General features: G+C 69.5%; 9 protein-coding genes. 5 read left to right on the top strand and 4 right to left on the bottom strand.

The features are described from left to right. Positions 1-21 precede the first annotated feature (21 nt). Entirely contained in the window at positions 22-2,493 is a 2,472-nt protein-coding gene (nirB, locus tag ACAV_RS15105) for a nitrite reductase large subunit NirB (RefSeq protein WP_013595440.1), read from the bottom strand. A 466-nt stretch (positions 2,494-2,959) separates the two neighbouring features. On the opposite strand from nirB, the gene ACAV_RS15100 reads away from it, so the two are divergent. From ACAV_RS15100 to ACAV_RS15080, 5 genes are all read left to right on the top strand, one after another. Further along, the gene (locus tag ACAV_RS15100) at positions 2,960-3,397 is read left to right on the top strand and encodes a GNAT family N-acetyltransferase (RefSeq protein WP_013595439.1); all 438 of its coding nucleotides are present in this window, start codon (positions 2,960-2,962) and stop codon (positions 3,395-3,397) included. A gap of 192 nt (positions 3,398-3,589) precedes the next feature. Beyond that, a complete protein-coding gene (locus tag ACAV_RS24985; RefSeq protein ID WP_013595438.1) occupies positions 3,590-5,251 on the top strand; it encodes a methyl-accepting chemotaxis protein in 1,662 nt (553 codons plus the stop codon). A gap of 24 nt (positions 5,252-5,275) precedes the next feature. Beyond that, entirely contained in the window at positions 5,276-6,799 is a 1,524-nt protein-coding gene (locus tag ACAV_RS15090; RefSeq protein ID WP_013595437.1) for a chemotaxis protein CheW, read from the top strand. After that, positions 6,792-7,619, top strand: coding sequence for a CheR family methyltransferase (locus tag ACAV_RS15085; protein ID WP_013595436.1), 828 nt, complete (start codon positions 6,792-6,794; stop codon positions 7,617-7,619). Before ACAV_RS15090 ends, ACAV_RS15085 begins: the two co-directional genes overlap by 8 nt. Then, the gene (locus ACAV_RS15080) at positions 7,616-8,095 is read left to right on the top strand and encodes a chemotaxis protein CheD (RefSeq protein ID WP_013595435.1); all 480 of its coding nucleotides are present in this window, start codon (positions 7,616-7,618) and stop codon (positions 8,093-8,095) included. The genes ACAV_RS15085 and ACAV_RS15080 overlap by 4 nt, the downstream gene beginning before the upstream one ends. A 10-nt stretch (positions 8,096-8,105) precedes the next feature. Here the strand turns inward: ACAV_RS15080 and ACAV_RS15075 are convergent, their stop codons facing one another. Genes ACAV_RS15075 through ACAV_RS15065 form a run of 3 tightly spaced genes read right to left on the bottom strand, consistent with a single transcriptional unit; the run spans position 8,106 to position 14,249 of the window. Next, positions 8,106-9,680, bottom strand: coding sequence for a TolC family protein (locus tag ACAV_RS15075; RefSeq protein WP_013595434.1), 1,575 nt, complete (start codon positions 9,678-9,680; stop codon positions 8,106-8,108). Further along, positions 9,677-12,886 carry an efflux RND transporter permease subunit gene (locus ACAV_RS15070; RefSeq protein WP_013595433.1) on the bottom strand — a complete coding sequence of 1,070 codons (3,210 nt, stop codon included), beginning with the start codon at positions 12,884-12,886 and terminating at the stop codon, positions 9,677-9,679. Before ACAV_RS15070 ends, ACAV_RS15075 begins: the two co-directional genes overlap by 4 nt. 16 nt (positions 12,887-12,902) lie before the next feature. Further along, complete coding sequence (locus ACAV_RS15065) at positions 12,903-14,249, bottom strand: efflux RND transporter periplasmic adaptor subunit (protein WP_013595432.1); 1,347 nt, start codon at positions 14,247-14,249, stop codon at positions 12,903-12,905. Between the last annotated feature and the right edge of the window lie 428 nt (positions 14,250-14,677).

Raw genomic sequence — 14,677 nt, 5'->3', positions numbered from 1 at the left:
AGGATCGGGACGTTCACGGAATCAACGGGGGGTTGCCGTTGCGGCCGCGGCAGGCGCCAGCGGGACGAACTGCCGCGTGTCCACCGCGGCCTTGTCGAACTCGAACCAGGGGTCCGGTTCGCCGTCGAGCGCGAACTGCAGCTGGGCCCAGAGCGCCTTGCGGCCTTCGTGGTCTTCGAGGATGCGCTTCTTCACGTAGTCCAGGCCCACGCGGTTCACGTAGTGCACGGTGCGCTCCAGGTACCAGCCCTCCTGGCGGTAGAGCTCGCAGAAGGCGCCGGTGTATTCGAGCACTTCCTCGGCGGTCTTGAGCTTGGTGAAGAAGTGGGCCACTTCGGTCTTGATGCCGCCGTTGCCGGCGATGTACATCTCCCAGCCGGAGTCCACGCCGATGATGCCCACGTCCTTGATGCCGGCTTCGGCGCAGTTGCGCGGGCAGCCGCTCACGGCGAACTTGACCTTGTGCGGGGCGTACATGCGCCACATCGCGCGCTCCAGGTCCTTGCCCATCTGGGTGCTGTCCTGCGTGCCCATGCGGCACCATTCGCTGCCCACGCAGGTCTTCACCGTGCGCAGCGCCTTGGCGTAGGCGTGGCCGCTGGGCATGCCGATGTCCTTCCAGACGTTGACGAGGTCTTCCTTCTTCACGCCGAGCAGGTCGATGCGCTGGCCGCCCGTGACCTTCACGGTGGGGATGTTGTATTTGTCCACCGCGTCGGCGATGCGGCGCAGTTCGTCGGCGGTGGTCTCGCCGCCCCACATGCGCGGAATCACGCTGTACGTGCCGTCCTTCTGGATGTTGGCGTGCGAGCGCTCGTTGATGGCGCGGCTCTGCGGGTCGTCCTTCGCCTCCTTGGGCCAGGTGCTGATCAGGTAGTAGTTCACGGCCGGCCGGCATGTGGGGCAGCCGTTGGGGGTCTTCCATTCCAGGAAGTGGAAGACGTCCTGGATGGTGAGCAGCCGGTGCGTGCGGATCGCGTCGCGCACGGCCTGGTGGCCGTGGTCGGTGCAGCCGCAGACGGCCTTGGTCCGGGGCGTGGCGGAGTAGTCGCCGCCGGCGGTGAACATGATGATCTGCTCCACGAGGCCGGTGCAGGAGCCGCAGCTCGCGCTGGCCTTGGTGTGCTTGCGCACGTCCTCCAGCGTGAACAGGCCCTTGTCCTTGATTGCCTTGCAGATCGCGCCCTTGGTCACGCCGTTGCAGCCGCAGACCTCGTCGGCGTCCTGCATGGCGGCGGCCTTGCTCTGGCCCTGGTGGCCGGTGTCGCCGAGGTGGGATTCGCCGAACATCAGCTTGTCGCGGATGTCGCCGATGGAGCGGCCCTCGCGCAGCAGCTTGAAGTACCAGCTGCCGTCCACGGTATCGCCGTAGAGGCAGGCGCCCACCAGCTGGTCGTCGCGGATCACCAGCTTCTTGTACACGCCGCCGAAGGGATCGCTCATCACGATTTCCTCGGTGCCTTCGCCGCCCTGGAAGTTGCCGGCGGAGAACAGGTCGATGCCCGTCACCTTGAGCTTGGTGGAGGTGAGCGAGCCCTGGTAGCGCGCGATGCCGTACTCGGCCAGGTGGTTGGCCAGCACCTTGCCCTGCTCGAAGAGCGGCGCCACGAGGCCGTAGGCGATGCCGCGGTGCGCGGCGCATTCGCCCACGGCGTAGATGCGCGCGTCGGTCACCGTCTGCAGCGTGTCGCTCACCACGATGCCGCGGTTCACGTGCAGGCGCATGCTCTCGGCGAGCTGCGTGCTCGGGCGGATGCCCACGGCCATGACGACGAGCTGCGCGGGCACCTCCGTGCCGTCCTTGAAGCGCACGGCGGCCACGCGGCCCGAGGCGTCGCCCACCAGTTCCTGGGTCTGCGCCTTCATGAGGAAGCCCATGCCGCGCTCCACCAGCGACTTCTGCAGCATCCGGCCGGCCACGTCGTCGAGCTGGCGCTCCATGAGCCATTCGCTCGCATGCACCACGGTGACGCGCATGCCGCGCTTCATGAGGCCATTGGCGGCCTCCAGGCCGAGCAGCCCGCCGCCGATCACGACCGCGTCGCGGTAGGTGGCGGCCGCGTCGATCATGGCCTGCGTGTCGGCGATGTCGCGGTAGGCCAGCACGCCCTGCAAGTCCTTGCCGGGAATGGGCAGGATGAAGGGGTTGGAGCCGGTGGCGAGGATCAGCCGGTCGTAGGGCGCCTCGATGGTGCGGCCCGCGGCGTCCGTGCCGCGCACGATGCGCCGCGTGCGGTCCACTTCCTGCACGGTGCAGCCCGCGTGCAGCGTGATGCCGTTGTCCTCATACCAGGACCAGTCGTTGAGGACGATCTCCTCCAGCGTCTGCTCGCCGGCCAGGACGGGCGACAGCAGGATGCGGTTGTAGTTGGGGTGCGGCTCGGCGCCGAAGACGGTGATCTCGTACAGATCGGGCGCGATCTTCAGCAGCTCCTCGAGCGCGCGCACGCCGGCCATGCCGTTGCCCACCATCACCAATCTGGATTTCTTCATCGTGACCCCCACGGGCGGTTCGGAAAACAAAAAAGGCGTCCGCACCCTGCATGCGCCGCAACAGCGGGCCGCTCGCACGGGTGGGGACGCCTTCGTCCTGGGCCCGTTCCGCCTGCGCCATTGCAGGAGGGACGGACCACGTGGCCAGCCTTGGCCACGCGAAGCCTGTTGCAATGCGCGTGCCAGGATGCGGGCACCATCGGCGTGCGGGTACGGTCGGGAGGGCGTCCAGCGAATCTACTGCGCGGGCTACTGCAATTTGCATGGTTTTCGTTATGGAATCCATAACGCTTGATTGCGACGTGGCATGCGGGCGTGAACCGCTTCGGTGCACCGCCCCGCACTGGTGCATGCGGGCAGGCCGCACGGGGCCGTTCGCGTGCCGGCACGGCACTTCGGAGCGGGGCGTGCGAACGCCATGGCGGGGGGCGATGCTGCGCGGCATCGATATTTCCTGGAGCTCCCCATGGGCCTGCAGAACGCCACCGCGCAAATGGGCATGCTGCCCGCCCACCCGCCGCGCTTCGATACCGAGCGCTTCGTCGTCGTGCCCCTGCAGCCCGCCAAGGCTCGCGAACTGCTGGAGGTACTGCTGTGCGATCCCCGGTTGGCGGGGCAACTGCCCTGGCTGGCGGACAAGTCCGCCGACGGAGCGCGGTCCGAGGCGCTGCTGGCCAGCATGCAGTGCGCAGCCGGCACGGCCATCGTCTGGGGCATCGTGGAGCGGGCGCGAGCGGCCTGCATCGGCGCGGTGATCGCCCGCCACAGCCTGGAGGGCATCGACGTGGAGGTGCTCTGCGCGTCGCAGTTCTTCGGACAGGGGGTGGCCGACGAAGCCGGCGAACCCGTCATGGCATGGCTGGACGATGCGATGGAAGTGACGCTGCTGCCCCTGGATACCTGAGCACCATCGGCACTGGCCGCTGGGGGGCGCTTGGCGGGGGTGTAGGACAAATACCCATTCTGCAATCACTTGTAGCAATTTGTGAGATATTGCCGGCTCTTCCCGTCGCGGGAAGCGTGCCATGCAGGTCAATGTCGCAAAAATGACAAACCTTTGCGTGGGAATTTGTCAATACCCGATCACGAAAATTCCATGTCCGATCTGCCCACGACCGCCGCCAACTCCTCGCAGCCGCCTTCCACGCTCGAGCAGGAACTGGCTGAAGCCCTCACCCGTTTCGATCTGGTGAACCAGAGCGCCAGTGAAGGCCTCTGGGACATGCGCTACCCGGCCAATGGCAATGTGGAGCCGAGCACGCCGTTCTGGTGGTCGGATCAGTTTCGCAAGCTGCTGGGCTACCAGAACGAGACCGACTTCCCGAACGTGCTCGACAGCTGGGGATCGCTGCTGCACCCCGAGGACAGCGGCCCGACCTTCGACGCCTTCGCTGCCCACCTGACGGACAAGACGGGCAAGACGCCCTATGACCTCGAGTACCGCTGCAAGGTGCGCTCGGGCGAGTACCGCTGGTTCCGCGCCCGCGGCACGACGCTGCGCGATGCGGAAGGCAACCCGCTGCGCGTGGCCGGGTCCCTCAAGGACATCACCGAAGAAAAGAAGCAGAAGGAAGAACTGGACAGCGCGCTGATCCGCTTCGACCTGGTGAACCAGAGCGCCAGCGAAGGCCTGTGGGACATGGCGTACCCGGCCGACGGCAATGTGCAGCCGCAGACGCCGTTCTGGTGGTCCGACCAGTTCCGCAAGCTGCTGGGCTACCAGGACGAGACCGACTTCCCGAACGTGCTCGACAGCTGGGGCTCGCTGCTGCACCCCGACGACAAGGACCCGACGTTCGAGGCCTTCGCTGCCCACCTGATGGACAAGACGGGCAAGACGCCTTACGACCTCGAGTACCGCTGCAAGGTGCGCTCGGGCGAATACCGCTGGTTCCGCGCCCGCGGCACCACGCTGCGCGATGCGGAAGGCAACCCGCTGCGCGTGGCCGGGTCGCTCAAGGACATCCATGAAGAGAAGCGGCGGGCCGAGGACCTCGACAAGTCCATCGGCTCCCTGGTCGGAAGCCTGTCGGAGCAGACCCGCGGCATCCTCGGCAAGTCGGGCGCGGTGGCGACCGGTGCCCAGGCCCTGTGCGCGACCACCGAGGAAATGAATGCCTCGATCGAGGAGCTCACGGCGTCGATCCACTCCATCGCCCAGAACGCGAAGGGCACGGATGCCGTCGCGCGCCATACGCAGGAAGAGGCGGAGCAGGGCGCCCAGGCGATCAACAAGGCGATCGAGTCGATGGAAGTGCTCGGCCGCTCATCGGAAGACATGTCGGAGATCGTCAAGGTCATCAGCGAGATCGCGAGCCAGACGAACATGCTGGCGTTCAACGCGGCCATCGAGGCCGCCCGCGCGGGCGAGCACGGGCTCGGCTTTTCCGTGGTGGCCGACGAGGTGCGCAAGCTGGCCGAGCGCTCGTCGCAGGCGACGAAGGAAATCTCCAAGCTCATCAACGGCTCGGTGAAGCTCATCGTCCAGGGCAGCGACGTATCCAGGCAGGCCGGCGATGCCTTCACGAAGATCGTCAAGAGCATCCGCCAGACCGGCCAGGCGATTTCCGAAGTGTCCAGTGCCGCGGAGGAGCAGCTCGGCGCGGTCAAGATGATCGGCGACGCCATCCAGCACATCGCCGAGGAAACCGAGAAGTCGGCCTCCGCTTCCGAAGGGATCGACATGGCGTGCCGCGATCTCGACGGCGGCGCGCAGCAGCTGGCCGCGGCCTTCGCCGACTTCAAGGCCAAGGGCTGATCCGCCCGGCACAGGAGAGCCGCCTTGAGCCATCCGCAAGCCACCGCGCCTGTGCTGCCGGCCCCCGCCGGGCAGGCCGCGGTCTATGCCTCCTTCACGCTGGGCGACGAAGAGTTCGCCATCGACGTCCGGCACGTGCAGGAGGCCGTCAACCTGCCCGGCAGGATCGTCGCCATGCCGCTGGCGCCCGACTTCGTGGTGGGCGTCTTCAACCTGCGCGGCACCATCGTGCCCATGCTCGACATGCGCCGCCTGCTGGGGCTGGGCGCTGCCGATGACCCCGCGGCTGCCAAGGTGGTGATCGTCCAGCACCGCGGAGTCCGCCTGGGGCTGCTATTCGACGACACCCGGCGCGTGATGCGCCCCCGCGGCGACGAGCAGGCACTGTTCGGCTACCAGGACCAATCCACCCACCGCGTGGTGGCAGGCGTGCTCAAGATCGGTGGCGATCTGGTGCGCGTGCTCGATCTCGACCGGCTGGTGGCGATCGAGAACGTGCCCCGTGCCGGCATGGCCGCGGGAGAGGGTGACGCTTCCCGGGCCAAGCGCAACCGCACCCGCTGCATCACCTTCCGGGTGGGGGACCTGCTGCTGGGCTTCGGCATCCACGGGGTGCACGAGATCGTGCAGGCCCGGGGCATCGAACGCTCCCCGGTGCAGGACGCGCTGTGCGCGGGCGTGATGCACATCCGGGACAACGTGGTCCCGGTGGTGCGCTTCGGGGACCTGCTGCAGACCGGTGCCGGCACGGAGGGTGAAGATACCGCCGAGCAGCGGATCGTCGTGCTCCAGGCCGGAGCGATGCACGTGGGGCTGCTGGTGGACAGCGTCGAGGCGATCGTCGCCTATTCCGAGGACGACGTGATGCACGTGCCCGTGCTGACGCGCCACCGCGCCAGCATGTTCGCCGGGTGCCTGGACCTGGGCGAGCGGGGCCACGTGTTCCTGCTCGACAGCCAGGGGGTGCTGGACCACGGCGAGATCGGCCGCATCTCCGGCCAGCACAGCAGCCTGTTCGCTTCGCGGGACCGCAAGGCGCATGCTTCCTCGCGGCAGGCGGGCGTGCGCCAGACCTTCCTGTGGTTCGACTCCCGGCAGGCGTTCGGCCTGCCGATGCAGGACGTGCGGGAAATCATCGATTGCGGCGACGGGCTGATCCCCGTGCCGGGCGCGCCGGAATTCGTCTCGGGCATGTACAACCTGCGCGGCAAGCTGGTGACGGTGGTGGACATCCGCCGCTATTACCAGCTGGGCGAGCCCGGACCCGACGATGTGCTCGAGCCGAAGGTGGTGGTGCTCCAGCAGGGCGACACCCTGCTGGGGCTGCAGGTGGACCGGGTACGCAGCATCGTGCACATCGACGCCGCGGGCAAGTACCCCATTCCCTCGCTGATGCGCAATGCCCTGACGCCCCGGACGCGCCACCACGTCTCCGAGGTGCTCGAAACCCAGGGCGAGGGCAGCACGCCCACGCATGTGCTGACGCTGGATGCGGCCCGCATCTTCGCGTCCATCGGCGAGCTGGAGGCCGAGATGGCCGATGCCTGAGTTCGGCGACATGGACGGCGCGACCCTGCTGCGGCTGCTGCAGCGGGTGCGCGGGCACACCGGCATCCACATGGTCGAGGCCAAGAAGACCATGCTGCAGGCCCGGCTGCGCCCGCGCATGCGCCACCTGGGCATCGATTCCTATGCCGGGTACGTGGAGCACCTGGACCGCAACGAGGACGAGCGCCAGCCCTTCGTCGATGCGGTGACGACCCACCAGACCTCCTTCTTCCGCACGCCCAAGGTCTGGCAGTACTTCCGCGACGTGTTCCTGCCAGGGTGGGCCCGGGAGGAGCGGGAACGGCCGCTGCGGGTGTGGTCGGCCGCGGCCTCCACCGGCGAGGAGGCCTGCACGATCGCGATCTGCTGCGAGGAGGTGCGCCGCCAGCAGCCCGGGTTCTCCTACGAGATCCTGGGCACGGACATCAGCACCGACGTGCTGGCGCATGCGCGCGCGGGCCGGTACTCCGGGTCTTCCGTGGCGGCGTTCCGGGCGGGCCACCCCGAGATCTTCGAGCGCTACGACGCCGCCCGGCGGCCCGGGCAGTTCATGCTGGAAGACGCCGTGCGGCGCTGCATCGCCTTCGAGCCGCACAACCTGATGGAGCCGGTACCGTGGCAGGACCGCTTCGACGTGGTGTTCCTGCGCAACGTGCTGATCTACTTCACTGCCGACGACATCCGCCGCGTTGTCCACCACCTCGCGCCGTCGCTGCGCCGGCAGGGGAAGCTGGTGATCGGCGAGTCGGAATCGCTGACGTCCTTGAACGTGCCGTTCCAGTTCGTGCAGCCGCAGATCTACGAGAGAGCAGCGGCATGACGTATCGCGCCGAGCAGGTCCATGTGCGCATGGGCGAGCTGGCCCTGGGGCGCAGCCCCGAGCTGCTCAAGGCCACGCTGGGTTCGTGCGTCGGCATCGCGCTGCTCTGGAAGTCCCGTGGCCTCTACGCCATGGCGCACTGCCTGCTGCCCTGCGCGCCCGCACCATACCCGCCGGGCGGGGCGCGCTATGTGGACCAGGCCGTGGAGGCGATGCTGCAGCGCCTGCAGGCCGGGCCAGGGGATTGCGTGCAGATCGAGGCCCACCTGGCGGGCGGCGCCAGCATGCGGGAGGGCGCTGCCGGCGCCGGGCGCGTACCGCCGGTCGGGGCGCTCAATACCGAGGCCGCGCTGCGCCTGCTGGAGGCCCGGGGCATCGCCGTGCGTTCGAGCGACACCGGCGGCACGTGCGCCCGCCAGATGCGCCTGGACTGCGCCGCGGCGATCGTCAGCGTCATCCGCGTCGCGGCACCTTGAAAGGGCGCCGTCACGGCTTGCCGGCGTCCGGCTCCCCGCCCCATCCGCCGAGTACCTTGTAGAGCGTGACCCGGTTGGACTGGTCGGCCAGTTGCACGCCGATCAGCCCCTGCTGCGCGGTGTAGAGCGAGCGCTGCGCATCCAGCACGGCCAGGTAGCTGTCGGCGCCCAGCCGCCACCGCGCGAGGGTCAGGTCGAGCGCGCGCTGGCTGGAGTCCACGAGGGATTGCTGCGCCTGCAGGCGCTCCTGCAGCGTGGCGCGCTCGGCCAGTGCATCCGCCGCCTCGCGGAAGGCCGCCTGCACGGTCTTCTCGTACTGGGCGAGGGCGGTTTCCTGCGCGACCTCGGCCACGCGCAGGTTGGCCTGGTTGCGTCCGCCGTCGAAGATCGGCAGGCGGATCTGCGGCGCGAAGCTCCAGATGCCGTTGCCCGCGCCGAAGAGGCCCGATAGCTCATTGCTCGCCGTGCCCACGCTGGTGGTGAGCGTGATGGAGGGGAAGAACGCGGCGCGCGCCGCGCCGATATTGGCGAACGAACCCCGCAGCGAGCGCTCGGCCGCCTGCACATCCGGGCGGCGCAGCAGTGCCGAGGACGGCAGCGAGCCCGCGGGCACCGCCAGGGCCTGCGCCACCGACACCGTGGGCCGCTGCCAGCGCGCCGGATCGGGGCTGCCGGCGCGGTCGCCGCCCGGCGCGGAGGCCCCGGTCTCTGCAGGCGGCGGCGCCAGCGCCTCCACGGCTGCGGGCGGCAGCAGGGCATCGTCCACGGGGCGTCCTGCCAGCAGGTGGAGCGCGTTGCGGTCCTTGGCGAGCTGGGTGGCGGCGCTGGCGAGGTCGGCGCGCGCCGTATCGACCGTCGCCTGCGTCTGCGTGAGCGTGAGGCCCGAGGTGGCGCCCTGTTCATAGCTGCGCCGCGCGAGGGCGAGCGACTGCGATCGGGTGCGCAGCGTCTCGCGCGCGAGCAGCAGGCGGCGCGCGTCGGCGTCGAGCGTGAGCCAGGCGCCGGCCACGTCGGACACCAGGCTCAGGCGCACGCTGCGTGCGTTGTCGCCCACGCGCAGGAACTCCTGCAGCGCGGCATCGTTGAGGTTGCGGATCCGCCCGAAGAAGTCGATCTCGTAGCTCGTGAACCCGATCTGGGCGCTGTACTGCGAGGTGGTGTTGGCGCGGCCGGCGGCGGTGAGGTCGTCGGCCGTGCGCGCACGCGTGCCCGCACCCGTGGCGGCCACGGTGGGGAAGAGGTCCGCGCGGCTCACGCCGTACTGGGCCCGGGCGCGCTCGATGGCCAGCACCGCCATGCGCAGGTCGCGGTTGGCTTCGAGCGATTGCGTGATCACGCCGCGCAGCCGCGGCTCCGTGATGAACGACTCCCAGGGGCCCAGGCCGATGTCCACCACGCCTGTCATCGTCACGCTGTCGGTGCCGCGGGTGGACGGGGTGCCGACCTCCTCCGGCACGGGCAGCGCGGGCTTCCAGAAGGGTGGCGCGAGGTTGGTGCAGCCCGCCGCGAGCAGCGCGGCGGCCAGGGCCGCCCCGATGGCGAGGCGCGGGCGGGGAAGGAGGGGGGCGAAGGGCACGCGCGTCATGCGGAGGCTCCGGGGGCAGGGCTGGAGGGCGGGGTGCCGCCGGTGCCCGCAGGCGGATGCTCCGCGGCGGGCGCGGCCTGCGCACCACGCCGGGCGAAGAAGCCGCGGATCAGCACGAAGAACACGGGAACGAAGAATACGCCGAGCACGGTGGCCGCCACCATGCCGCCCAGCACCGCGGTGCCGATGGCCTGGCGGCCCCCCGCGCCCGCACCGGTGCCGATGGCCAGCGGCAGCACGCCGAAGCCGAAGGCCAGCGAGGTCATCAGGATGGGGCGCAGCCGCAGCCGCACGGCCTCGAGCGTGGCGTCGATCACGCTGCGCCCGGCCGCCTGCAGCTGGGTGGCGAATTCCACGATCAGGATGGCGTTCTTGGAGGCGAGCCCCACGGTGGTCAGCAGCCCCACCTGGAAGTACACGTCGTTCGACATTCCGCGGATGCCGATGCCCAGCAGGGCCCCGACGATGCCCAGGGGCACCACCAGGATCACCGAGAACGGCACCGACCAGCTCTCGTACAGCGCGGCCAGGCACAGGAACACGAACAGGATGGAGATCGCGTACAGCAGCGGCGCCTGCGAGCCCGATAGCCGCTCCTGGTAGGAGGCGCCCGTCCATTCGTAGCCGATGCCCGGGGGCATCTGCTTCATGATCTCGTCGATCGCGCCCATGGCCGCGCCGGAGCTGACGCCCGGCGCCGCATCGCCCACGAACTCATAGCTGGGGCTGCCGTTGTAGCGTTGCAGCTGGGGCGAGCCGTAGGTCCAGTAGGTGCTGGAGAAGGCCGAGAAGGGCACCATCTGGCCCTGGTTGTTGCGCACCGTCCAGGGGCCGATGTCCTGCGGCAGCATGCGGAAGGGCGCGTCGCCCTGCATGTACACGCGCTTGACGCGGCCCTTGTTCAGGAAGTCGTTCACGTAGGTGCCGCCGATGGCGCTGGAGAGCGTGCTGTTGATGTCCGCGGTGGCCAGGCCCAGGGCCCCGGCCTTGGCATCGTCGATGGTCACGCCCAGCTGGGAGGTGTCGTCGGGGTTGTTGGCGCGCAGGTTGGAGACCTCGTGGCGGTCGCGGGCGAGCTGCAGCACCTTGTCGCGCGCCGCCACCAGCGCCTCGTGCCCCAGGCCGTTCAGGTCCTTGAGCTGGAAGTTGAAGCCCGCGTTGGCCCCCAGGCCGCGCACAGCCGGCGGCAGCACCACGAAGATGCGCGCATCGCGGATCCGGCGCAGGTCGCGCGTGGCCTTGCGGGCGATCGCATCGGCGCTCTGCTCGGGCCGCGGGCGCTCGCTCCAGTCCTTCAGCCGCACGAAGCCGCGCGCGGAACTCTGGTCGCCGTTGGCGCCGGTGATGGAGTTGAAGCTCACCACGTCGGGCTGTGCCGCGAAGTACTTCTGCACCTCGGCCATCACGGCCTGCAGGCGCGTGTTGGACGAGCCCGCCGGCAGCGTGATCTGCACCTGCACCGCGCCCTGGTCCTCATTGGGCAGGAAGGAGGTGGGCAGGCGCATGAACAGCACCGCCATGCCGCCCACGATGAGCGCGTAGACCAGCATCATGCGGCCGCCCCGGCGCACGATGCGGCCCACGCCGCGCTGGTAGCCGTCGGCCGTGCGGTCGAAGCGGTGGTTGAAGCCCGTGAAGAACCGGTCCACCCAGCCCAGCGGGCCGCGCCGCGGTGCGCCGCCGTGCGGGCTGTGCGCGCCTTTCGGTATCGGCTTGAGCAGCGTGGCGCACAGGGCGGGCGTGAGCGTCAGGGCCACCAGCACCGACAGCACCATGGCCGAGACGATGGTGATGGAGAACTGCCGGTAGATCACGCCCGTGGAGCCGCCGAAGAAGGCCATGGGAATGAACACCGCCGACAGCGTGAGCGCGATGCCCACCAGGGCCGGCGTGATCTCGGCCATGGACTTGCGGGTGGCTTCCTTGGGCGGCAGGCCTTCCTCGCTCATCACGCGCTCGACGTTCTCCACCACCACGATGGCGTCGTCCACCAGCAGGCCGATGGCCAGCACCATGCCGAACATGGTGAGCGTGTTGATGGAGTAGCCCGCGGCCGACAGCACGCCGAACGTACCCAGCAGCACCACCGGCACGGCGATGGCCGGGATCAGCGTGGCGCGGAAGTTCTGCAGGAAGAGGTACATCACCAGCACCACGAGCGCCATGGCCTCCACCAGCGCCTTGATGACCTCTTCGATGGAGGCTTCCACGAAGGGGGTGGTGTCGTAGCTCGTGAAGGGCTTGAGCTGGTAGGGGAAGAAGGGCCGCAGCTCGGCGACCTTGGCGTTCACCGCCTCGGCCACCGCCATGGCGTTGGCGCCGTCCGCCAGCACCACGCCCATGCCCGCACCGGGCTGGCCGTTCAGGCGCGAGGTGATGGTGAGGTTGTCCGCGCCCAGCTCGATGCGGGCCACGTCCTTCAGGCGCACGATCGAGCCGTCGGTGGCGACCTTCAGCACGATGTTCTCGAACTCCTCGCGGCTCTGCAGCTTGCTGCGCGCGGTGATGGTGGCGTTGAGCTGCTGCTGGCCCACGGCGGGCAGGGCGCCCAGCTGCCCGGCCGAGACCTGCGCGTTCTGCGCGTTCAGCGCGTTGCCCACGTCGGAGGGCATGAGCGCGTATTTCTCGAGCCTGGCCGGGTCCATCCACACGCGCATGGCATAGCCCGTGCCCAGCGTGGCCACGTCGCCCACGCCGTCGATGCGGCTGATGACGTCCACCAGGTTGCTGGAGATGTAGTCGCCGATGTCCACCTGCGTCACCGACGGGTCGGGCGAGGTGAAGGTGACGATCATCAGGTAGTCGTTGCCGCCCTTGGTAACGGTGACGCCGCGGCTCTGTACTGCCGGGGGCAGGCGCGACATGGCCTGCTGCAGCTTGTTCTGCACCTGCACCTGGGCCACGTCGATGTTGGTGCCGGCATTGAAGGTGAGCGTGGTGCGCGAGTTGCCCGAGGCATCGCTGGTCGAGCCCATGTAGATGAGGTTGTCCAGCCCCTTGAGCTGCTGCTCGATCACCTGCGTGACCGATTCCTCCACCGTCTTGGCCGAGGCGCCGGTGTAGGTGGCGCTGATGGACACGCGCGGCGGCGCGATGTCGGGGTACTGCTCCAGCGGCAGGTTGCGGATCGACATCGCGCCCGCGAGCATGATGACGATGGCGATGACCCACGCGAAGATGGGCCGGTTGATGAAGAACTGGGCCATGGAGGGGGCTCCTGCGTCAGCGCGAGGCCGCCGGAGCCTGGGCCGAAGCCGGGGCCGCGGGCGCGGAGGCCCTGGCCGCAGCGGCGGCCGCGCCCTGTTGCGGGATCTTCACCTCCACGGCGTGGATGGCGTCGCCCGGCTGGATGCGCTGCAGGCCGTCCACGATGATGCGGTCGCCGGCGGCGAGGCCCACCGTGGCCACCCAGCGGTTGCCCACGGCCGCGCCCACCTGGATGCCGCGGCGCTCCACCTTGTCCTGCGCGTTGGCCACCAGCACGCTGGCATTGCCGGCTGCGTCGCGCGCCACCCCCTGCTGGGGCACGAGCAGGGCCTGCTCGTTCACGCCGGTCTCCAGTACCGCGCGCACGTACATGCCGGGCATCAGCAGGCCGTCCGGGTTGGGCACCACGCCGCGCAGCGTGACCGCGCCGGTCGTGGGGTTGACGGTGATGCCGCTGAACTGCAGCCGGCCCGCGTGGGCGTAGGTGCTGCCGTCCTCGAGCTTGAGCCGCATGCGCGCCTGCCCCTCGCCGGCACGCTGCAGGCGGCCCTGCGCCAGTTCGGTCTTCCAGCGCAGCACATCGGTGCTCGACTGGGTGACGTCCACGTAGAGCGGATCGACCTGCGACACGGTGGTGAGGGCCGTGGTCTGGTTGGCCGTGACCAGCGCGCCGGGCGTGACGCTCGACGTGGTCGTGCGGCCGGAGATCGGCGACTGGATGCGCGCATAGCCCAGGTTGATGCGCGCGGTGGCCACCGCGGCGCGGGCCACGGACACGTCCGAGCGCGACTGCTGCGCCGCCGCCTGGCTGTCGTCCGCCACCTGTCGGCTCACGGCCTCGATCTTCGCCAGTTCGGCGTTGCGGCGCGCGTTCGATTCCGCCGATGCGGCCGTGGCCTGGGCGCGGCTGAGCGAAGCCTCGGCACTGGCGAGGGCGGCCTCCAGCGGCGCCGGATCGAGCTGGTAGAGGGCCTGGCCCGCCTTCACCTCCGCGCCTTCCGTGAACAGGCGCTTCTGCACGATGCCGCCCACCTGCGGCCGGATCTCGGCCACGAGGTAGGCACTGGTGCGCCCGGGCAGTTCGGTGGTGACCGACTGGCGCTCGGGCTGCAGCGTGACCACGCCTACCTCCACCGGGCCGCGTGGCGCGGGGGGCGGTGCCTTGTCCGAGCAGCCGGCCAGGGCCGCAGCCAGGCCGATGCCCAGCCCGAGCCACAGCGTGCGGGCCCGGCGGCCGGGCGCCTGGCAGGCACCGCCGGGGGCGGCACCGGGAGCGTCTGCGCACCCTGCCGGCGGGGGCGGGCAGGCGGAATCGGGCGGGGCGGGAAGTCGGCGAGCGGAGCGGAAGGGCGTGGGATTCATGGCAGGCGCTGCGGGGAGAGCCGTGCATTCTCACCGCCGATTGAAAACGGCTTGTGAAGCGGGCCCCTCCGCGCGGGCGCATTCCGTTTCCGGAGAGCCGGACCGCCCCGTCTCGTGGGGGCGCAGCGACATCTATCGCCGGGAGCTTTCAGCAGGCTTGCACCGTGGAGGCGGCGCGACTCGGCCGTGGCGATCTCTCGGGATTCCACAGGCCGGTCCACCGCTACCTTGCCGGAACTTGACCAAGGGACTTCAAGAAAAACCTGTGGCGGAGCGGGTTTATGGCCGGTATGGTGTGCAGGAGCCTCGCATGGCCGAGCCAGGCATTGGATGTGCATGCAGGTTTTGACGGTTGCAGGGATGTGTTAAATTGCATCAAATTTGCCATATCGCCGTAGTATTTTTTCAGGGCGCCGTCCGGAGGGGCC

Origin of the sequence: Paracidovorax avenae ATCC 19860 (assembly GCF_000176855.2) — a bacterium.
Taxonomy (GTDB): Bacteria; Pseudomonadota; Gammaproteobacteria; order Burkholderiales; family Burkholderiaceae_C; genus Paracidovorax; species Paracidovorax avenae.
Note: the sequence above shows the minus strand (reverse complement) of the source record. Positions and strands in the feature narration are given on the sequence as shown.

Coding starts and splice junctions, on each gene's coding strand:
- ACAV_RS15075 (WP_013595434.1), bottom strand. CDS start 9,680: ATGACGCGCGTGCCCTTCGCCCCCCTCCTTCCCCGCCCGCGCCTCGCC.
- ACAV_RS15065 (WP_013595432.1), bottom strand. CDS start 14,249: ATGAATCCCACGCCCTTCCGCTCCGCTCGCCGACTTCCCGCCCCGCCC.
- ACAV_RS24985 (WP_013595438.1), top strand. CDS start 3,590: ATGTCCGATCTGCCCACGACCGCCGCCAACTCCTCGCAGCCGCCTTCC.
- ACAV_RS15100 (WP_013595439.1), top strand. CDS start 2,960: ATGGGCCTGCAGAACGCCACCGCGCAAATGGGCATGCTGCCCGCCCAC.
- ACAV_RS15085 (WP_013595436.1), top strand. CDS start 6,792: ATGCCTGAGTTCGGCGACATGGACGGCGCGACCCTGCTGCGGCTGCTG.
- ACAV_RS15070 (WP_013595433.1), bottom strand. CDS start 12,886: ATGGCCCAGTTCTTCATCAACCGGCCCATCTTCGCGTGGGTCATCGCC.
- ACAV_RS15080 (WP_013595435.1), top strand. CDS start 7,616: ATGACGTATCGCGCCGAGCAGGTCCATGTGCGCATGGGCGAGCTGGCC.
- nirB (WP_013595440.1), bottom strand. CDS start 2,493: ATGAAGAAATCCAGATTGGTGATGGTGGGCAACGGCATGGCCGGCGTG.